Raw genomic sequence first — 20,070 nt, 5'->3', positions numbered from 1 at the left:
CGCAAGCCTCAGCGGGCGCCGCGCAGGCGGGCGGCGAGGATCATTGCGCCGCCCACCGCCGAAAGGCCCACCAGCAGGCCGTAGCTGCCCATGTAGCTGCCCACCCGGTCGTGGATCTGCGAGAAGATCACCGGGCCGAACACCACGCCGGTGAAGGTGAAGAACATGGCCGCGCCGGTGGTGGTGCCCACCGCCCGCGCCGGGCTGTTGCGCGCCACTTCCGAGAGATAGACCCCGTTCCAGCCCACCGCCGAGAGGCCGAGCGTCAGCAGCAGCGCGACGATCACCGGCAGCGGCCAGCCGGGCGCGGCCAGCATGATCGCGAGTGCCGCGCCGCCCATGAGCAGCGCGAGAAACACCAGCACGCCGAGGCCGTCATGGGCCATGTCGGCCACCTGGCCCCACAGCACGCGGCCCACGGCGCCCGACACCTGAACCGCCGCCAGGATGGCCCCCGCCTGCACCAGGGAGAAATGGAGGTCCTCCACCAGCAGCGCCACCAGGAAGGTGATGACGCACAGCTGCACCGCCGAGAAGCAGAAGGAGGAGAGCGCGAGCCAGCGCAGGCGGGGCTGCGACAGCACCAGCTTGATGGCGGTGAAAGACAACAGCCGGCTGCTGCCGACGCGGCTGCGATGGCGATCCAGCTCCGCGCGGCCGAGCTGGGAGAGCGCGGCGACCAGCACGCACAGGCCGGCGACGCAGATCAGGGCCGCGTGCCAGCCCAGCGTCAGCGCGATCTGCGGCCCGAACAGGCCGGCCGCCATGCCGCCCAGCGGCACGCCGGTCTGCTTCAGGGAAAAGATCAGGTTGCGACGGTTCGCGGGCGCGTGGCGCATCAGCAGCTCGGATGCCGCCGGATTGATGAGGCCGTAGCCGAGCCCGGTCACGAACGCGCCGAGGGCCATGGTGGGAAGGGTGGGGATGCTGGCCAGCAGGCACCCGCCGGCATGGAACAGCATCGCGCTCTGCCCGGTGCGGCAGGGGCCGTACCAGGCGACGAGCGTGCCGGCGATGAGCGATGCCGTCATGGCGGCGAAATAGACCAGGGAAATCTGATAGCCCACGCTCGCGGTCGGCACGCCGAGGTCGCGCGCGATGGCCGGGGCCAGGGCCGGCACCATCAGCACCGCCATGGTGCCCAGCGCCTGAACCGAGATCGTCTCCGCGAGCAGGGGCAGCAGGCCGATGCGCGGTTCCGATGGCGCTGCGGCGGCGGACGGCGCGCTCGGTTCCACGCTCACGGCGTGCCCCCTCGCGCGCCGGGCGCGCGGGCTGGGAGGACATCACCGGGCACAAGGATAAGGAAAGGGTACCGCGCCGCGCGCGGGACACAGGGGCAGAGCATGACCATCAGCGAATCCAGGACGCCTTCGCTCGCGGCGCCGGCGCGCCAAGGAGAAGGATCTTGCCGGGGGGCGTCAAGGGCGCGGCGGCAGAGCTGCCGTCGCGGCCATGCGGGGGGTGCAGAGCGGCCTTCGCCTTCGCCCGAGCGGCGGGCGGGCCTGCGGCGCGCCGCTAGACGTAGAACGGGGCGTTGAGGGCGTGCGAACTCGGGACCCGGAACACCGTCTGCCCGCTTGCGAGATGTTCGCAGGTGCGCAGGATCTGGCCGCTGAGCAGCGTGAACGCCATGTCCCGCTCGCCGCTGGTGCTCTTCAGATTATGGGTGTGCGTGGCCTTGATGATGCCGATGAAGGCGGCCAGCTTGTTGTTGTAGTTCATACCCCAATCATATTTGTGATACCGCTCGATCTGCTTGTCGAGGGCGCGCAAGGTGAAGCCGCGGATGCCGCTGAAGAAGCCTTTGCGATGGCTCACCGTATTCCAGTCCGCCAAGGTGAAAATCTCGGCAGTCATGCGGTCTCTCAGAAGCGCCTCGGCGCTTTGCCGCATGACATAATTCTCGATTTCCTGAAGCATGTTGTTCGTGATGAAAACGCCCGAACAGACGAGATTGACATAGGCCTTGCAGTCGTTCGGCGTCATATAGGCGATCTGGGCATTGGGAGAATACACGTCGTAGGTGTCGTTCAGGGCTTTGGCGAAAGCCTTCGCGCCGCCCTCGTCAATGGCCCGCATGGCGGCGCCCGCGCAATTGCTCTTCTTTGAAATCAGTTTGTATTTGAAGCTTTCGTCTTTCGTGACCGTTTCGGCCCAATGGGCGATGCGCTCCAGGTCGAGGCCGAGGCGCCTCGGATTATCATGTCGCAGGGCCGGGATATGATAATAATCTTCCGGAAAATTGGACCATCGCCCCGCATTCGGAATCTCTTTGAGATCATATGACTTGCGGGACGGGTCGCTGGACTGCGGCTTCTCGACGGCGTGAAGGCGATTAAACATAATCATCTTCTGGTTGGGCCGGGCCAGATGGGGCTTGTCGACAAGCAGGTCGTTGGTGGAGCTGGGGGTTTCGGCAATGAGATCGTGCGCGAAATTGTTCATGAACTGCCCAACGACCATGCCGTTGGAATCCTTGTTCCCCTTCTCCGCGTTCGCCCCCGGCCAGAAACTGAAATAGCGCGTCAGGTCCGCGTTCTCCCAGATCGCGGTGGTGTAATCCTCGGCGCGCTGGCGCCGCATCAGCACCGCCGCATGGCCGGGGTGGCTGAGGGGATTGCGACCGGTGTTCCAGATCAGCACCGTGCATTCCGCATCCGACATCTGGGGCAGATTCAGGGTTCCGTCGACGGTCTGATAGCGAAATCTCGCGTCGGATTCCCAGTTCGGGGGAAGTTCGGGCATGGGGCGGGCTCCAGATCAGCGTGAACTTGACCATAAAGCTCCGTTCGTCATGAAATTATTACAGCCTCAGGGAATACAACTTATGCGGACCATCCGTAGGTTATGCAGTGAAAGGTGGTTTGTCGCGCTGAATACTGAGGTGAGCGCGGTAAAGTTCTGCCTCAAGCGAAGATGAAAGCCGGCTTCGGACGCGGGAAGGGGCCGGAATCGCACCTGATCCGCATCTTGCGCGGACGAGGGCGATCCCGGCGATCCTGACCCGCCTGCGCGGCCAAGGCTCAGCCGAGCACGGGCATCACGAACTCGGCCCCGGTGCGGATGCCCGCCGGCCAGCGCGAGGTGGTGGTCTTCAGGCGGGTGTAGAAGCCCACGCCCTCCAGGCCATAGACGTTGCGATCGCCGAAGATCGAACGCTTCCAGCCGCCGAAGGAATGATAGGCGATGGGAACCGGGATCGGCACGTTGATGCCCACCATGCCGGCCAGCACGCCATAATCGAAGGCGCGGGCTGCATCGCCGTCGCGGGTGAAGATGGCGGCGCCATTGCCGTATTCGTGGTCGTTCACCAGTTGCAGGGCTTCATCGAAGCTCGGCACGCGCACCACGGAGAGCACGGGGCCGAAGATCTCCTCCTTGTAGATGCGCATGTCGGGGGTCACATCGTCGAACAGGCACCCGCCGATATAATAGCCGTTCTCATAGCCCTGGAGCTTGAGGGCGCGCCCGTCCACCGTCAGCTTCGCGCCTTCGGAAACGCCGAGGTCCACATAGCCGCGCACCTTGGCGAGGTGCTCCTTGGTGACGAGCGGCCCCATCTCGCTCGCGGGGTCGTTGCCGGGGCCGACCTTCAGCGCGCGCACGCGCGGCTCCAGCCGCTCCATGAGCGCGTCGCCGATGCCGCCCACCGCCACCGCCACCGAGACCGCCATGCAGCGTTCGCCGGCCGAGCCGTAGCCGGCGCCCATGAGGGCATCGACGGTCTTGTCCAGGTCGGCGTCGGGCATCACCACGAGATGGTTCTTGGCGCCGCACAGGGCCTGGGCGCGCTTTCCGTTGGCGGCGGCGGTCTTATAGACATATTCGCCGACCGCGGTGGAGCCGACGAAGCTCACCGCCGCCACCTTGGGGTGGGTCAAGAGCGCGTCCACCGCCTCCTTGTCGCCGTTGACCACATTGAACACGCCGGCCGGCAGGCCGGATTCGGCCAGCAGGTCCGCGAGGCGCAGGGAGAGGCTCGGGTCCTTCTCGGAGGGCTTCAGCACGAAGGTGTTGCCGCAGGCGAGCGCCACCGGGAACATCCAAAGCGGCACCATGGCCGGAAAGTTGAACGGCGTGATGCCCGCGCACACACCCACGGGATGGCGCTGGGAGAAGGTGTCGATGCCGCGCCCGACCTGGTCGGAGAATTCACCCTTCAGCAGATGCGGGATGCCGCAGGCGAATTCCACCACCTCGATGCCGCGCACCAGCTCGCCCTTGGCGTCTTCCACCGTCTTGCCGTGCTCGCGGCTGATGAGGGCGGCGAGATCGTCGATATTGCGCTCCAAAAGATCCTTGAAGCGGAACATCACGCGGGCGCGGGCCGGCGCGGGCTGGGTCGCCCAGGCGGGCAGGGCGGCGGCGGCGGCCTGCACCGCTTCGTCCACGCGCACGGTGGAGGCGAGCAGGACGGTGCCGATCTGCTCGCCCGTGGCGGGCTCGAAGGTGGGGGCCGAGCGGTCTTCGCCCGCGATGTGGCGCCCCTGGATGTAATGGCCGATGGTCTGCATGCTGTCCTCCCGCGCGAAATCCTGCCGCACTTGAACTCTGGCATCCGCGCGGAGCAATGCCTAAGATCCCGGACTCATTCCGCGTTTTTGGGCATATGCCGGGAACCCTCCGCCATGAACTGGGATCATGCCCGCGTTTTCCTCGCGGTCGCGCGGGCGGGCCAGATGCTCGCCGCCGCGCGCAAGCTCGGGCTGGATCACGCCACGGTCACGCGGCGGCTGACCGCGCTGGAAGACGATCTCGGCGCCAAGGTGTTCGAGCGGCGGCCGAGCGGCTGCACGCTCACCGCCATCGGCGAGCAGTTCCTGCCTATGGCCGAGCGGGTGGAAAGCGAGATGCTGCGGGCCCGCGCCCTGCTGGGCAATGCGGATCTCAAGCTGGAAGGCACGGTGCGCATCGGCGCGCCGGACGGGTTCGGCACCTATTTCCTGGCGGCGCGGCTCGCCCGCTTCGCCGGGATGCATCCCGACCTCGTGGTGCAATTGGTGCCGCTGCCGCGCACCTTCTCGCTCTCAAAGCGCGAGGCCGACATCGCCATCATCCTGGAGCGGCCGCAGGAGGGGCGCCTGTTCGGCCGCAAGCTGACGGACTATTCGCTCGGCGTCTATGCCGCCCGGTCCTATCTCGACCGGACCGGGCCGGTGGAGCGCGAGGCGGACCTCGCCGACCGCACGCTCGTGACCTATGTGCAGGATCTCACCTACAGCTCGGGCCTCGATTATATGGGCGCGCTGATCGAGCTGACCGCGCGGCGGTTCGAATGCGCGAGCGTGGTGGGCCAGCTGGAGGCGATCCGCGCCGGGGCGGGGCTCGGCATCCTGCATGATTATGCCGCCGCCGCCTGCCCGGAGCTGGTGCGCATTCTGCCCGCCGTCACCTTTTCGCGCACCTATTGGCTGGTGGTGCACGCGGACCTGCGCGACCTGCGCCGCATCGCCGAGACCGAGCACTTCATCGCGGACGAGGTGCGCGCGAGCCGCGGGGCGTTCGTGGTGGGGTAGGGGCGTTGAGACAGTGCGCTAGGACGCCGCCTTTTCCGCCTCGCCCTCGCCGTTCAGCGCCTTGGTGAAGGTGGAGAAGAACTGGTCCGCCAGCTTGCGGGCGGTGGCCTGGATGAGGCGGCCGCCGAGCGAGGCGAGCTTGCCGCCGATCTGCGCGTCCGCCTTGTAGGTGAGGAGGGTTTCGTCCCCGTCCTCGGCCAAAGTCACCACGGCATCGCCCTTGGCGAAGCCAGCGACCCCGCCGCTGCCCTGGCCGACGATGCGGCAGCTTTCCGGGGGCGTGATGTCCTGCAATTCCACAGTCCCCGCGAAATTGGCCGAGACCGGACCCACCTTGATCTGCACCTTGGCGGCGAAGGCGTTGGGGCCGGTCTCGGTCAGCTCCTGGCAGCCGGGAATGCAGGCGCGCAGCATTTGCGGATCAAGGATGGCCTTCCACACCGTCTCGCGCGGCGCGGCGATGCGATATTCGCCGACGATTTCCATGACGAAAGTCCTTTCGAGCGCTCACACGGCGCAATAGCGATCCTGAATGTCCTTGTCGGCCAGAAGCGCGGCGGCGCTGCTTTCATGGACGATTTCACCCTGGTCGATGATGACCGCCCGGTCGGCCAGCTTCAATGCCCATTCGACATTCTGCTCCACCAGCACCAGGGTCACGCCCTGGTCGCGCAGCTTGCGGAACAGGACGCCCATCTCCTCCACCAGCACCGGCATGATGCCCTCGGAGGGTTCGTCCAGCAGGATCATGGAGGGTTTCGCGATCATGGCGCGGGCGATGGCCAGCATCTGCTGCTCGCCGCCCGACATGGTGGTGCCCTGCTGGTGCAGGCGCTCTTTCAGGCGCGGGAAGCTCTCGGCGATCTCGTCGATGGCCGCGCGCTCGCCGATCTTCTTGGTCGACGCGACGAGGCCGAGCTGCAGGTTTTCCCGCACGGTCAGCCCCGGCACGATGCGCCGCTCCTCCGGCACATAGGCAAGGCCGAGCTTGAAGCGCTCATGCGCGGCGCGCGGCAGAAGCTCCGCGCCGTCGAAGCGCACCCGCCCGGTGGCGCGCGGCATCAGCCCCATCACTGCCCGCAAGGTGGAGGTCTTGCCGGCGCCGTTGCGGCCGACCAAAGCGACGATCTCGCCCTTCTCCACCTTCAGGCTCACCTTGTGGAGGATGTGGCTTGCGCCATACCATGCATCGAGGCCCGCGATCTCAAGCATAGCCATCGTTCTGACCCAGATAGACGCGACGGACGTCCTTGTCCGTCTGGATGGATTGGGGCGTGCCGTCGGCGATCAGCCGGCCGTGGTGCAGCACCAGGATGCGATCGCTGAGGCCGAGGATCATCTTCATCTTGTGCTCGACCAGCAGGATCGTGCGCTCGGCGGCGAGCTTCTCGATGAGGGCGACCATCTCCTTGGTCTCCTCCGGGCCCATGCCGGCGGTGGGCTCGTCCAGCAGCAGAAGTTCGGGATCGGCGGCCAGCGCGATGGCGATCTCCAGCGCCCGCTGCTCGCCATGGGCGAGCGCCTTGGCGGTGCGATGCGCCTTGGCCTGGAGCCCCACGGCGGCGAGCGCCGCATGGGCCTTCGCGTCGAGTGCGCCATAGCGGTCGCGATTGGAGAAGACGTCGTAGCGAGCCACGAAGGCCTGCGCCGCCACGCGCACGTTTTCATGCACCGAAAGCTCGGGGAAGATGTTGGTGATCTGGTAGGAGCGGGCGATGCCAAGATGCACGAATTTGTGCTGGAGCAGCCCGGTGAGGTCCTTCCCCTTGAAGCGGATCGCCCCGGTGGAGGGCGGCAGCACGCCGGACAGCACGTTGAAGAAAGTGCTCTTGCCGGCCCCGTTCGGGCCGATGATGGCGGTGACCTGGCGCGGCGCGAAGCTGGCGCTGATATCGGCGAGCGCGACGAACCCGCCGAAGCTGCGCCCGATGTTCTCGACGGAGAGAAGCGGCGTCGTCATCCCTGCGTCCTCCGGGAAATGAGGGTGCCCCAGATGCCCTTGGGCAGGAACAGGACGAAGGCGATGAAGATCAGCCCGACGATCAGCTGCCAGTGGGAGGTCCAGAGCGAGGCCACATCCTCGATCAGCAGGAACACCAGGGCGCCCACGAAGGGCCCGAAGAAGCTGCCGGCGCCGCCGAGCAGCGTCATCATCACCACCAGGCCCGAGGTCTGGTAGTGCAGCGTGTCCAGCGGCACGATGGCGAGATGCAGGGCCGAGAGCGCGCCGGCGAGCCCGCAGATCAGCCCCGACAGGATGAAGACGATGAGCTTGGTGCGCTCCACGTCATAGCCGCAGGCGCGTGCCCGGGTCTCGTTCTCGCGGATCGCCTCGATCACCGCGCCAAACGCCGAATTCAGCAGCCGGGAGACGAACCACAGCGCCAGCGCCGCGAACACCATCAGGACATAGTATTTCTTCACCGGGTCGAGAAAATCCACGGTGAAGCCGAACAGATTGATCGTGGAGACGGTGAAGCCGCGCAGGCCGTTTTCGCCGCCGGTCCAGGCGCTGGCCTGGAGCGCCACGTAATAGACGAGCTGGGAGAGCGCCAGCGTCACCATGGAGAAATAGATGCCGCGGGTGCGGATCGACAGCGCGCCCATGATCGCCGCCAGCACCCCCGCGCCCAGCACGCCCACCAGCATGGCGGGAAACCAGCCGAGGCCGAAATGGGCGATGGCGATGCCGGTGAGATAAGCGCCGCCGCCGAAAAAGGCCGCGTGCCCGAAGGAGAGCAGGCCGGTATAGCCGAACAGCAGGTTATAGCCGACCGCGAACAGGCCGAAGACCAGCACGTTCACCGCCAGCGCCTGGGAGGGCAGCACCCAGGGAAGCAGGCAGAGCGCGAGGATCGACAGGGCGACCCGCCAGCGCTGGAGCATCGCACCGAAACCGGTGGTCTTAACGCCCGTCCGCGCGGCCAGCGGCGGGGCGGCGGCGGAAGCCGGGGAAGGGGGCATGGAAGGATCTCCGCTCATGCGCGCGCGCCCTGGCCGAACAGGCCTTGCGGGCGGAACAGAAGGACGAGGGCCATCAGCGCGAACATGACGATGGTGGCCATTTCCGGCGCGAACAGCGCGGTCATGCTCACCGCGACGCCCACCACCAGCCCGGCGATCACCGCGCCGAGCAAAGACCCCATGCCGCCGATGACGGTGACGACGAACGCTTCGGCGAGCACCAGCGTGCCCATCTCCGGCGTCACGTTGCGCATGGGCGCGGCGAGCACGCCGCCGAGCGCGGTCAGCGCCACGCCGAGGCCGAACACCACCAGCCACAGGGCGCCGATATCCACCCCGAGCACCCGCATCATCAGCGGGTCCTTCGCGCCGGCGCGCACGATCAGGCCGAACCTGGTCTTCTCCAGCGCAAACCAGAGCGCCAGCAGCACCACCGCCACGAGGCCCACCACGAACAGGCGGTAGAGCGGGAAATAGCCGATGCCGAGATCCACCACCCCGCTCAGCGCCTCGGGTGTGGCGAAGGGCACGCCATCGGTGCCGAACACGATGCGCACCATTTCCACCAGCACATAGCCGAGGCCGAAGGTGAGCAGCAGCGGATCATCCACCGAGCGCTTGTAGAGCGGGCGGATGAGGAAGCGCTCGATCAGCATGCCGAACGCGCCCACCGCCAGCGGCGCGAGCAGCAGGGCCCACCAGAAATTTCCGGTCTGCTCGGCCACCCACAGTCCCGCATAGGCGCCGACCATGAACAGCGCGCCGTGGGCGAAGTTCACGATGCCCAGCATGCCAAAGATGATGGTGAGGCCGAGCGCCGCCATGATCAGCACCGCGCCCAGCGCGACGCCGGAAAACAGCTGCATGAGGATGAGTTCGAGATCCATGACGGCGTTCGGCTCCGGCTTTCTGTGTCGTCGCCTCTCCCCGGCGGGGAGGGAGAACTTCGGGCGTTCCTGTTCCCAGTGGGGTGAACTCGGGAGTGCCCCCTCTCCCCGCCGGGGAGAGGGCTGGGGTGAGGGGTGCTCCCCGGGGAGGGTCGCTCTCCGCCGGAAGGCTCTCCCCCTCACCCGTCCGCTGCGCGGCCGACCTCTCCCCGTCGGGGAGAGGTGAACTTTGCCTTCTGCCTCTCTCCCGTGAGCGGCGAAACCAAGCGCGCCCCCTCTCCCCGCCGGGGAGAGGGCTGGGGTGAGGGGCGGCTCAGGTCGGGAAGCCCAGTTCCGCGCAGGAGCGCAGCATGTCTTCCGAGCCGGGATCATTGGCGATGATGGCGAACAGATCCTGCTCGTTCGCCATGTCCGCCTTCTTCTTGGATTCCAGCACCAGCACCGCCTGCACCGACTGGTGGTCGCAGGCGCGATAATGCTGCGGGCCCTTGGCGACGTCGTATTTCAGGGTCTGCAGCGCCTCGACCATCTTGTCGGTGTCGGTGCTGCCGGCCTTCTCGATGGCGAGCAGGAGCGAGGCGACGCCGGTGAAGCCGTAGGCGCCATAATCGGTGGGATAGGCGCCGCCATTGGCTGCCTTGAAGGCATCGTTGAAGGTCTTCGCCGTGGGGACGGTGCTCTCCAGGCCCCAGTAATAATTGGCGCCGCCGATCACGCCGGCGAACACGTCGGGGCCCACCGCGAGGCGCTGGTTGTGCAGCAGCACCGGAACCACGATCTGCATCTGCTGCTTGAGGCCGAAATCGTTGGCCTGCTTGATGGAATTGGCCTGGTCGCGGCCGAAGTTGCAGATCGCCAGGATGTCCGGCTTCATGGAGCGGATGCGCGGCATCAGGGTCGAATAATCGGCGGCGCCGAACGGGTGGAGGATTTCCCCCACGCTCTCCGCGCCGATGGCGGCCGCGGCGCGCTTGAAGCCGCGCAGCATCTCATGGCCATAAGCGTAATCGGCCACGAGATAGGCGATCTTCGAGCCCTTCTTGAAGGTCTTCTTGGCGACCGCAGCGGTCGTCATGTGCGGGTTCAGCGCCTCGTGGAAGGTGAAGCGCGAGAAGTCCTTCACCTCATTGATGGTGTCCGACTGGCTGATCGAGACATAGAGCACACCGCGCGCGCGGGTCACTTCGTTGACCGCGAGCTGCACCGCGCTGGAGAGCGCGCCGACGATGGCATGCACCTTGTCCTTCTCGATCAGTTCGAGGGTGCGGGTGGCGGCCTCGCCGGCATTCAGCTTGTCGTCGCGGACCAGAAGCTCGACCTTGCGGCCGCCGATGCCGCCCTTGTCGTTCACCAGCTTGACCGCGAGTTCGGCGCTCTTCACCTGGTCCTTCGCCTCGGCGCCGAACGGGCCGGTGAGGGGGGTGGGAAAGCCGATGCGGATGGTCTCGGTCTGCGCCCGCAGGATCGCGGGCGCCGCCATGAGGCCGATGCCGGCCCCCATGCCGGCCAGGACGGCGCGGCGCGATACGCTAGAGAGCGGCGGCTTCAGAAAAGTGGCCATAAGTCCCTCCCAGGGGTCGTTTTTTTATGCTTCAGAAGGTCCCGAGCGCCTTCAGCAGGCGCGCGGGGGTCATGGGGATCTGCGAGATCGTGGCGTTGAACGGGGCGATGGCGTCGTTCACCGCATTCAGCGCCGCGGCGGAGGCGGCCGCCGTGCCAGCTTCACCGCAGCCCTTGGCGCCGAGCTCGGTGTCCTTGGTGGGCGTTTCCATGTGGTCGATCAGGATGTCGGGCATCTCGCACGACATGGGCACGAGGTAATCGGCCAGCGACCCATTGGTGAGCTGGCCGCTTTCATCATAGAGGCATTCCTCGAAGAAGGCCGCGCCCAGCCCTTGCACCACGCCGCCGCGCACCTGTTCTTCCACCAGCAGCGGATTGATGATGCGGCCGCAATCCTCCACCACGAAATGCTTGAGGATCTTCACGAGGCCGGTCTCGACATCCACCTCCACATGGCAGCCGTGGATGCCGTTGGTGAAGGCGAAGGGATAGCCCTGCGGCGCGTAATGATGCACCGCCGAGAGCTGGGCATTGGTGCCGGCGGGCAACGTATCGGAGCGGAAATAGGCGATGCGCGCCACTTCCGCGAGGCTGATGCGCGCCTGCCCGGTGGCGCGCTCGACGATCTCGCCGTTCACGAGGTCCAGCGCGGCGGGGGTGGCCTGGAGGATGGCGGCGGCGACGGCGAGCACATTGCCCTTGAGCTTGCGCGCCGCCTGAAGCGCGGTCTCCCCGCCGATGCCGGCGCCCCGGCAGGCCCAGGTGGCCCCGCCATGGGGCGTCACCTCGGTATCGCCGGTGATCACCCGCACGATGTCGCGCGAGACGCCGAGATAATCGGCGACGATCTGGCCCATGATGGTCTCGGTGCCCTGGCCCTGCTCGGTCACCGAAATCAGGCAACGCACCTCGCCGGAAGGGGTGATCTTGAGGATGGCGCCGTCCTGCGCCGAGATGCGCGCGCCGCCGACGCCGTAGAAGGCGGGGGTGGGATTGGTGATTTCCACGAAGGCGGCGATGCCGATGCCGCGATGGACGCCGCGCGCGCGGGCCTGCGCCTGCTCGGCCCGCAGGCGCTCGTAGTCCATCAGCCTGTGCAGCTTGGCAAGGCAGGCCTGGTGGGAGAGCGCCTCGAACTTGTAGCCCGTGGCCGAGGCGCAGGGATAGGCATCGTCGGCGATCATGTTGCGGGCGCGGATCGCGAACGGGTCGAGCCCGGTCTTCTCGCCGGCCAGATCCACCAGCCGCTCGGTGACCGCGCAGGCGATGGGGTGGCCCACCGCGCGATACTGGCTGGTCTGCACCTTGTTCTGGAACAGCACCTTGAGGTCCGCGCGATAGCCGGCAAGCGTATAGGGCGCGCCGATCAGGCGGATCACCTGGTTGCCTTCCACCGCGCTGGTGCGGGGATAGGTGGAGAAGGCGCCGACGGCGGTCTCGTCCTCCACGTCCATGGCGAGGATGGTGCCGTCCGCCGCCACGGCGGCGCGCGCCTTCACGCGGTGGTCGCGGGCGTGGATGTCGGAGACGAAGGCTTCCGTCCGGTCGGCGACGAACTTCACCGGCCGCCCGAGCATCATGGAGAGCCCGACCACCGCCATGTCCTCGTGATAGACATGCAGCTTCACGCCGAACGAGCCGCCCACATCCGGCGCGATCACCCGCACCCGGGATTCGGCGATGCCGTAATGGCGGGCATAGAGATCCTGGAACTGATAGGGCGTCTGGGTCGCGTGATGGACGGTCAGGCGCTCCTCGCTCGGGTCGTAATCGGCGATGATGGCGCGCGGCTCCAGCGTCACGCCGGTGTGGCGGCCGAAGCGGAATTCGCCTTCCACCACATGGGCGGCGGTGGCGAAGATGTCGTCCACCCCGCCGGTGTCGAGGCCGGCGCGGAAGCACATGTTGTCGGAAAGCTCGGGGGAGACGCGCGGCGCGCCCTCGGCCTGGGCCATGTCGAGGTCGGTGACCGGGGGCAATTCCTCGAAGCTGATGGCGACCATTTCCGCTGCATCCTCGGCGAGCGCGCGGGTATCGGCCACCACGGCCACCACCGCCTGTCCGGCCCACACCGCGCGTTCCAAAGGCAGCGGCAATTGGGGCGGGGATTTCATGCCCTTGAAATGGTCGAGCGTGCCCACCCAGGGCGTGCACAGGCGGGCGAGGTCCGCGCCGGTGGCGATCAGGCGCACGCCGGGCATGGCCTGCGCCGCCGCGATGTCCACATCCACGATCCGGGCATGGGCATAGGGGCTGCGCACGAAGGCGGCATGCAGCATGCGCGGCAAGGTGATGTCGGTGACATAGCGCCCGCGCCCTGCCAGGAGCCGCTTGGCATTGGGCCGCGACAGGGGCTGCCCCACATGGCCGGGCCGGTCGAACGTCTTGGCCGGTGCGTTCATGGGCGCACCTCACCGGCGGCGCAGCGGCGGGCGGTGGTCTCGATGGCGTCGACGATCGCCTCATAACCGGTACAGCGACAATAATTGCCGGAGAGGGCGTCGCGAATTTCCTCCCGCGTGGGCACGCCGCCCTGTTCCAGCAGGGCATGGGCATTCACCAGCACGCCGGGGGTGCAGAAGCCGCATTGCAGGGCGTTGCGCTGGTGGAAGGCCTGCTGCAGCTCGGCGATGGCGCCACGCTCGGAGAGCCCTTCCACCGTCTCGATCACCGCGCCCTCGGCCTGCACGGCGAGGACAAGGCAGGAATGGACGGGAACGCCGTCCATCATCACCAGGCAGGCGCCGCACGCGCCCATCTCGCAGCCCGTATGGGTGCCGGTGAGTTCCAGATCCAGCCGCAGGAAATCGGCGAGCGTGGTGCGCGGCGCGACGGCGCGCGCCACCTCCACGCCATTGACGGTGAGAGCGAGGGGAACGGGGGCGCTCATGTGGGGGAACTCACGGTTTGCAGCAGCCGGCCCAGCAGCACGCGCGCCAGATGGCGCCGCATGGCGGGGGGCAGGTGCTCGTCCTCAGCGGGGTCCAGCTCGGCTTCGATCAGGCCCTGGACATGGGCGATCAGCGCCGCGTCGATCTTCTGGCCGACCAGTGCGGCTTCCACGCTCTTGACGCGCACGGGAGTCGCGGCGACGGAGAAGAAGGCGATGCGCATGGACACAACGCGCCCGTCCTCTGCGAACAGGCCCTGAAGCCCTGCGCCGACCATGGCGTAGTCGCCCCGGCGGCGCGTCAGTTCGTCGAACGCCCAGCGATGGCGCGGGCCGACGCTCGGCACATGGAGCGCGACCAGGATCTCGCCGGGTTCGAGGGCGGTCTGGTACAGGTCCTGGAAATAGGCGTCGGCCGGGACGAGGCGGGTGCCCGCGGCGCCGTAAATCTCCATCCGCGCATTCATGGCCAGCATCATGGCCGGAAACTCGGAGGCCGGATCGGCGAGCGCCACGCTGCCGCCGAGGGTGCCGCGATTGCGGATGGCGGGATGCGCCACATGGGGGGCGGCCTGCGCCAGCAAGGGCGCGTGGCGCGCGATCAGCGGCTCGGTGAGCATCTGCGCGTGACGGGTGAGGCCGCCGATGCGCAGCATATCGCCCTCCAGCGTCACCCCGCGCATGTCGGGAATGCCGGCAAGGTCCACCAGGATTTCCGGCGCCTGCAGCCGCAGCGCCAGCGCCGGCACGAGGCTCTGCCCGCCGGAAATATAACTCGCGTCTCCCCCTTGCGCGAACGCGGCAAACGCATCGGCGAGGGTGTGGGCGCGCACATAGCCGAAGGCGCGAGCTTTCACGCGCAAACTCCCGTGGCGGTTTCCTCTTGCGGCTTTTGTAACCGCTTGGTCACAAAATTGGACAGGTCCAGGATGGGTTGTCAATAAGAAATGACCATTTGGTCACTTTCTCCAGTTGGGCTATCGAGAGTCGTGCCGTTCCTCGCAGCGGCCTCGGGCAGGAGAGCGTGCTGTTGGAAAAGGGGGATTCGCCGCGCCGCAAGGCCAGGGACCAGGCTCAATCCGCCGAACTGGCTTCCGGCGCCCCGCCGGAGCGGCCGAAGCGCCGCAACATGCGCGCCGCCGACCGCGAATTGGCCATCGTCGAGGAAGCCGCCCGCTTCTTCGCGGAGCACGGATTCGAGGGGCAGACCCGCGAGCTGGCGAAGCGCATGGGCATCACCCATTCCGCCATCTATCGCCATTTTCCCAGCAAGGAAGCGCTCATCGAGCGGGTGTACGAACACGTCTATCTCAGCCGCTGGAATCCGGAATGGAAGCGGCTGGTGACGGACCGGACCCATTCGCTCGAAGAGCGGCTGACCGCGTTCTATTTGCAATATGTCGAGAAGGTCTTCGATTATCAGTGGGTGCGGATCTTCGTCTTTTCCGGCCTGAAGTCGTTCGACATCACGAACCGCTATCTCACCATCGTGCGGGACCTGATCATCCTGCCGGCCTGCGCGGAATTGCGCCACGATCTCGGCCTGCCCGTGCCGCAGGAGGCGCCCATCGGCGAGCGCGAGGCGGAGATGTTCTGGGGCCTGCACGGGCGCATCTTCTATCTCGCCATCCGCCGCTTCGTTTACGGCACGCCGACCCCCGAAAGCCTCGACGCCGTGGTGCGCGATGCCGTGAAAAGCTTCCTGCACGGCGCGCGCTTCACCATGCAGGGCATTGTCGAGGCGGAGCGAGGCGCCTTGCCGTCGCGCGACCGCGACCGCGGCGCCGACCTTGGCGGGGCGAAGGGCGGGCGTTACTAAAGCTTGGCCGGGCGCGACGATGAAGCGGGGACGCGGAACCTATGGATATCTGGATCTCGATCGTCGCCACATTCGCCGTGATGCTCCTGGCCGCCGGCGCGGGCAGCATGCTGGCTCGGCGGCTGCCCGAGGCCTGGCTCGGGGAAGGCTCCATCATGAGCCTGAAGGCGAGCATGGCGATGGTCTCCACCATGTCCGCCCTGTTGCTGGGCCTGATGGTCAATTCGGCGCGCTACAATTTCAGCGAAGCCTATTCGGACGTGCAGAAATACGCGGCCAGCATCCAGTTGACGGACCTGGACCTGCTCAATTACGGCCCGGCCGCCTGCGACCTGCGCCACACCTTGCAGGAATATGGCCAGCAGCTGCTGGCCGAGACCTGGCAGAACAACGCCGATTTCTCCCAGGTCCGCACCGAAGGGTCCGCCCTGAAGGTGATCCTGCGGTTCGATTCGCAGGTCCGGGCACTTGTGCCCGGCACCGAAAGCCAGACGCAGGCGCGCTTGTCTTTGCTCGCGTTCGCCCATCAATTGGTGGAATACCGCTGGAAAGTCTCCGGCCTGGCGCGCACCGCGACGCCGACCATCTTCATCGCCGTGGTGATCTGCTGGTTTTCGCTGATCTTCCTCTATCTCGGCGTGTTCGCACCGCGCAATCCGCTGGTTGCCGTGGGGCATGTGCTCGCGATGATCGCGATCTCCGCAGCCATCTTCCTGGTGATCGAGATGGGTGAGCCGTTCGACGGCCTGATCCAGGTCTCGCCGGGGCCGCTGGTGCGGCTGCTCCATCGCATGGAGGCCGAGCCCTGCCCGGCGCCGCTCGCGCCTGCGGCGCAGCCGGGCTGAGGCGCTTTCCCGGCGGGACGCCCCCGGGCGGCGCGCACTTGGCCAAGGCCGCGCCGGGGGACGCCCTGCTCGGTCATTCCGACCGGTTCACATGTTGGGATAGTTCGGCCCGCCGCCGCCTTCCGGGGCGGTCCAGGTGATGTTCTGGTTCGGGTCCTTGATGTCGCACGTCTTGCAGTGCACGCAGTTCTGCGCATTGATCTGGAAGCGCGGCGCGTCCGCACCCTCCTCGATCCATTCATAGACGCCGGCCGGGCAATAGCGGTTCGACGGGCCGGCATAGATGTCGTGCTCGGAAGACTTCTGGAGCGCCATGTCCTTCACCACCAGATGGACCTGCTGGTCCTCCTCGTGATTCGTGTTGGAGATGAAGACCGAGGACAATTTGTCGAAGGTCAGCACGCCGTCCGGCTTGGGATAGGCGATCTTCTTGCACTGCGCCGCCGGCTTCAGGCTCGCCGCGTCGGTCTTGCCGTGCTTCAGCGTGCCGAACAGCGAGAAGCCGAACGTATTGGTCCACATGTCCAGCGCCCCGAGGCCGATGCCGACGAAGGTGCCGAACCGCGACCAGAGCGGCTTCACGTTGCGCACCTTCTTCAGGTCCGCGCCGATCGCCGAGGCGCGCCAGGCGTTCTCATAGGTGATCAGCTCGTCGTGGCCGCGCCCGTCCGCCAGCGCCGGGGCGAGATGGTCCGCCGCGAGAATGCCCGAGAGCACCGCATTGTGGCTGCCCTTGATGCGCGGCACGTTCACGAAGCCGGCCGCGCAGCCCACCAGCACGCCGCCCGGGAAGGAGAGCTTGGGCACGCTCTGATATCCGCCCTCGGTGATGGCGCGCGCGCCATAGGAGATGCGCTTGCCGCCCTCGAACGTGTCGCGGAACGTGGGATGGGTCTTGAAGCGCTGGAATTCGTCGAACGGGGAGAGATAGGGGTTCTGGTAATTGAGATGGACGACGAAGCCCACCATCACCTGCTCGTCCTCCATGTGATAGAGGAACGCGCCGCCGCCGGTGGAATTGCCGAGCGGCCAGCCGAAGGCGTGCTGCACCAGGCCGGGCTGGTGCTTTTCCTTCTTCACCTTCCACAATTCTTTCAGCCCGATGCCGTACTTGCCGGGCTCCTTGCCGGCATCCAGGGCGTATTTCGCGATCAATTGCTTGGTCAGATGGCCGCGCGCGCCTTCCGCGAACACGGTGTAGCGGCCGCGCAATTCCATGCCGCGGGTGAACTCGCCCTTGGGGGTGCCGTGCTTGTCCACGCCCATGTCGCCGGTGGCGATGCCCACCACGGCGCCCTTCTCGTCGAGGAGGATCTCGTCGGCGGCGAAGCCGGGATAGATCTCCACCCCCAGCGCCTCGGCCTTCTGCGCCAGCCAGCGGCAGACATTGCCCAGCGAGCCGACATAATTGCCGTGGTTGTTCATCAGCGGCGGCATGGCGAAATTGGGCAGCTTCACGCCGCCGGCCGGGCCGAGCAGGTAGAAATGATCCTCGCTCACCGGCGTCACCAGCGGCGCATCGGCCTCGGTGCGCCAATCGGGGAACAGCAGGTCGAGGCCGATCGGGTCCACCACCGCGCCGGAGAGGATATGGGCGCCGACTTCCGAGCCCTTCTCCACCACGACGACGGAAATCTCCTCGCCGCGCTCCGCGGAAAGCTGCTTCAGGCGAATGGCCGTGGCAAGACCGGCGGGACCTGCCCCAACCACGACCACGTCGTAGTCCATCCCTTCGCGTTCCGGCAGTTCCGCCTCGCTCATCGATTGCTCCCGCATACGTCAGCCCTTTATCCTTGGAGTTCTTCCACGGTTGAAGCGATCTGACAATTCGACCTTGCGCGCGGCAGCTTCGCGCAGGGGGAGAATTTGCGCGTCATCGCTGGCACGCCGCTTTCCGGCATCCCCCGCTTTTCGGCGCCGGCCGCCGGCCATCGCAAAAGCGCCTCGCGGAAGGGGCGCAAAATCCGCCGCGCCGATCCTGTCGTTCCCTCCGGGCCCATTCCGCTTTATCCTGAGCGCCCCTGACCCCTCCGGTGCCCATGGCTTCCTTGTCCCTCGACGAATGGCGCGACATCCTGGCTTTCCATCTGGAGGCGGGGGTGGATGTGGCCGTCGGCGAGGCCCCGGTGGACCGGTTCGCCGAAAGCGCGGCGGCCCAGGCGTCGGCCGCCGCCGCGCGGACGCAGGGCACGCCGGCCCGGGGCGCGCCGGGAAGCACCGGCTCAATGCGCCCGGCGGCGGCGCAGCAGCCTGCCATGGGTGAAGGCCGTCCCGCTCCATCCGCACCGGCGCAAGCCGCGTCCGCACAGGCGACGCAAGCCGGCGCTGCGCGGGCCGCGGGCGGGGCGAGCAGCCATCCGCCGGCCGTGCCGACGCTCTCGGCGGCCCCGCCCGACATGGCGGAAATGGCCGCGCGGGACATGGCCCATGCGGCGGCGAGCCTGGACGATCTGCGCGCCATCATGGAGGTGTTCGACGGCTGCCCCTTGAAGCGCACCGCCACCCGCATGGTGTTCGCCGACGGCAATCCCGAGGCGCGCATCATGTTCGTGGGCGAAGCGCCGGGCCGCGACGAGGACGAGCAGGGGCTTCCCTTCGTCGGCCGCTCGGGCCGGCTGCTGGACCTGATGCTCGGCGCCATCGGGCTCGACCGCACCAGCGCCTATATCGCCAATGTGATTCCCTGGCGGCCGCCGGGAAACCGCACGCCGACCCCGCAGGAAACCGCCATCTGCCTGCCGTTCATCCGGCGCCAGATCCAGCTGGCGGACCCCGATATCCTGGTCTGCCTCGGCGGTCCCTCCGCCCAGGCCCTGCTCGCGGTGAACGAGGGCATCACCCGGATGCGCGGGAAACTGGTGGAATACGATACCGGGACGCGGGTGATTCGCGCCCTGCCCACCTTCCACCCGGCCTATCTGCTGCGCACGCCGCTGGGCAAGCGGCTGGTGTGGCGCGACCTGCTGGCCGTGGAAGCGCTTTTGGCGCAGGGGGGCGGAAAGTCGGGCTGAACCGTGGCGCGCGGGGGTTCCGGTTCGCCGCATCCCCGACCGCCGGCGCGGCGTCCGCCGGACGGGTCAGAGATCGGAGGATTCGTAGGAACCGGTCATGGGCGCGCTGACCAGCGAGGAATTGCGATAGCGCGGATCGTCGGTCACTTCCTCGCCGATCCAGGGCGGCAGGGCGACCGTCTCCGCCGGGTCGGTCAGCTCGACCTCGGCGACCACGAGGCCCTTGTTCTCGGCCTCGAACACATCGACGGTCCACACCTTGCCGGCGAAATCCACCTCGTAGCGGGTCTTCTCGATGAGCGGCTTCATGCACTGCTCGGCAAGCATCATCTCGGCATGGTCGGGCGGAATCTCATATTCGAATTCGGGCCGGGACATGCCCTCGGTGCGGCCTTTCACCGTAATGAAGGCCTTCTCGCCCGCCCGCCGGATGCGCACCGTGCATTCGGCACCGATGCACAGATACCCTTGGGAGAAGCGTGCGCCCCGCGCGCCCGCGCGCCAAGCGTCGGATGTCACCAAGAACTTCCGTTCGACTTCGACGGGCATGCGCGATCCTGATTATCGAGCGG

At 67.2% G+C, this 20,070-nt stretch carries 18 protein-coding genes; 4 read left to right on the top strand and 14 right to left on the bottom strand.

Annotation, left to right across the window (positions count from 1 at the left end):
- Positions 1-8: 8 nt before the first annotated feature.
- From V5F84_RS18195 to V5F84_RS18185, 3 genes are all read right to left on the bottom strand, one after another.
- Entirely contained in the window at positions 9-1,244 is a 1,236-nt protein-coding gene (locus tag V5F84_RS18195) for an MFS transporter (protein WP_394041527.1), read from the bottom strand.
- A gap of 274 nt (positions 1,245-1,518) precedes the next feature.
- The gene (locus V5F84_RS18190; RefSeq protein WP_394041526.1) at positions 1,519-2,748 is read right to left on the bottom strand and encodes a hypothetical protein; all 1,230 of its coding nucleotides are present in this window, start codon (positions 2,746-2,748) and stop codon (positions 1,519-1,521) included.
- Positions 2,749-3,026: 278 nt separating this feature from the next.
- Positions 3,027-4,517, bottom strand: a complete 1,491-nt coding sequence (locus V5F84_RS18185) for a CoA-acylating methylmalonate-semialdehyde dehydrogenase (protein WP_394041525.1) — start codon at positions 4,515-4,517, stop codon at positions 3,027-3,029.
- Positions 4,518-4,631: 114 nt separating this feature from the next.
- Here V5F84_RS18185 and V5F84_RS18180 point away from each other — a divergent pair, with 114 nt between their 5' ends.
- Complete coding sequence (locus V5F84_RS18180; protein WP_394041524.1) at positions 4,632-5,519, top strand: LysR family transcriptional regulator; 888 nt, start codon at positions 4,632-4,634, stop codon at positions 5,517-5,519.
- Positions 5,520-5,537: 18 nt separating this feature from the next.
- Here the strand turns inward: V5F84_RS18180 and V5F84_RS18175 are convergent, their stop codons facing one another.
- The 9 genes from V5F84_RS18175 to V5F84_RS18135 form a co-directional block, all read right to left on the bottom strand.
- On the bottom strand, positions 5,538-6,005 hold the full coding sequence (locus V5F84_RS18175) for an SRPBCC family protein (RefSeq protein ID WP_394041523.1): 468 nt from the start codon (positions 6,003-6,005) through the stop codon (positions 5,538-5,540).
- 21 nt (positions 6,006-6,026) lie between these two features.
- On the bottom strand, positions 6,027-6,731 hold the full coding sequence (locus V5F84_RS18170) for an ABC transporter ATP-binding protein (RefSeq protein ID WP_394041522.1): 705 nt from the start codon (positions 6,729-6,731) through the stop codon (positions 6,027-6,029).
- Positions 6,724-7,479 carry an ABC transporter ATP-binding protein gene (locus V5F84_RS18165; RefSeq protein ID WP_394041521.1) on the bottom strand — a complete coding sequence of 252 codons (756 nt, stop codon included), beginning with the start codon at positions 7,477-7,479 and terminating at the stop codon, positions 6,724-6,726. The genes V5F84_RS18170 and V5F84_RS18165 overlap by 8 nt, the downstream gene beginning before the upstream one ends.
- Positions 7,476-8,483 carry a branched-chain amino acid ABC transporter permease gene (locus V5F84_RS18160; RefSeq protein WP_394041520.1) on the bottom strand — a complete coding sequence of 336 codons (1,008 nt, stop codon included), beginning with the start codon at positions 8,481-8,483 and terminating at the stop codon, positions 7,476-7,478. Before V5F84_RS18160 ends, V5F84_RS18165 begins: the two co-directional genes overlap by 4 nt.
- A 14-nt stretch (positions 8,484-8,497) precedes the next feature.
- Positions 8,498-9,370 (bottom strand): branched-chain amino acid ABC transporter permease, encoded by an 873-nt coding sequence (locus V5F84_RS18155; RefSeq protein WP_394041518.1) that lies wholly within the window; start codon positions 9,368-9,370, stop codon positions 8,498-8,500.
- A 313-nt stretch (positions 9,371-9,683) separates the two neighbouring features.
- Positions 9,684-10,931 (bottom strand): ABC transporter substrate-binding protein, encoded by a 1,248-nt coding sequence (locus V5F84_RS18150; RefSeq protein ID WP_394041517.1) that lies wholly within the window; start codon positions 10,929-10,931, stop codon positions 9,684-9,686.
- Positions 10,932-10,962: 31 nt separating this feature from the next.
- Positions 10,963-13,335 carry a xanthine dehydrogenase family protein molybdopterin-binding subunit gene (locus V5F84_RS18145; RefSeq protein ID WP_394041516.1) on the bottom strand — a complete coding sequence of 791 codons (2,373 nt, stop codon included), beginning with the start codon at positions 13,333-13,335 and terminating at the stop codon, positions 10,963-10,965.
- Entirely contained in the window at positions 13,332-13,823 is a 492-nt protein-coding gene (locus tag V5F84_RS18140) for a (2Fe-2S)-binding protein (RefSeq protein ID WP_394041515.1), read from the bottom strand. Before V5F84_RS18140 ends, V5F84_RS18145 begins: the two co-directional genes overlap by 4 nt.
- Positions 13,820-14,680: an FAD binding domain-containing protein gene (locus V5F84_RS18135; RefSeq protein ID WP_394041514.1), complete on the bottom strand. Its 861-nt coding sequence runs from the start codon at positions 14,678-14,680 to the stop codon at positions 13,820-13,822. Before V5F84_RS18135 ends, V5F84_RS18140 begins: the two co-directional genes overlap by 4 nt.
- Positions 14,681-14,952: 272 nt before the next feature.
- On the opposite strand from V5F84_RS18135, the gene V5F84_RS18130 reads away from it, so the two are divergent.
- Together V5F84_RS18130 and V5F84_RS18125 are read left to right on the top strand one after the other, a co-directional pair.
- Positions 14,953-15,642: a TetR/AcrR family transcriptional regulator gene (locus tag V5F84_RS18130; RefSeq protein ID WP_394041744.1), complete on the top strand. Its 690-nt coding sequence runs from the start codon at positions 14,953-14,955 to the stop codon at positions 15,640-15,642.
- A gap of 41 nt (positions 15,643-15,683) precedes the next feature.
- Entirely contained in the window at positions 15,684-16,487 is an 804-nt protein-coding gene (locus V5F84_RS18125) for a bestrophin-like domain (protein ID WP_394041513.1), read from the top strand.
- Between the two features lie 87 nt (positions 16,488-16,574).
- On the opposite strand, the gene V5F84_RS18120 is transcribed toward V5F84_RS18125, so the two are convergent.
- A complete protein-coding gene (locus V5F84_RS18120) occupies positions 16,575-18,248 on the bottom strand; it encodes an electron transfer flavoprotein-ubiquinone oxidoreductase (RefSeq protein WP_394041512.1) in 1,674 nt (557 codons plus the stop codon).
- 278 nt (positions 18,249-18,526) lie between these two features.
- On the opposite strand from V5F84_RS18120, the gene V5F84_RS18115 reads away from it, so the two are divergent.
- Positions 18,527-19,498, top strand: a complete 972-nt coding sequence (locus tag V5F84_RS18115; RefSeq protein ID WP_394041511.1) for a uracil-DNA glycosylase — start codon at positions 18,527-18,529, stop codon at positions 19,496-19,498.
- A 66-nt stretch (positions 19,499-19,564) separates the two neighbouring features.
- Here the strand turns inward: V5F84_RS18115 and V5F84_RS18110 are convergent, their stop codons facing one another.
- Positions 19,565-20,017, bottom strand: a complete 453-nt coding sequence (locus V5F84_RS18110; RefSeq protein ID WP_509277124.1) for a CYTH domain-containing protein — start codon at positions 20,015-20,017, stop codon at positions 19,565-19,567.
- Positions 20,018-20,070: the final 53 nt, after the last annotated feature.

The organism is Roseixanthobacter liquoris (assembly GCF_043195135.2).
In the GTDB taxonomy this organism is placed as follows: Bacteria; Pseudomonadota; Alphaproteobacteria; order Rhizobiales; family Xanthobacteraceae; genus NCEH01.
Note: the sequence above shows the minus strand (reverse complement) of the source record. Positions and strands in the feature narration are given on the sequence as shown.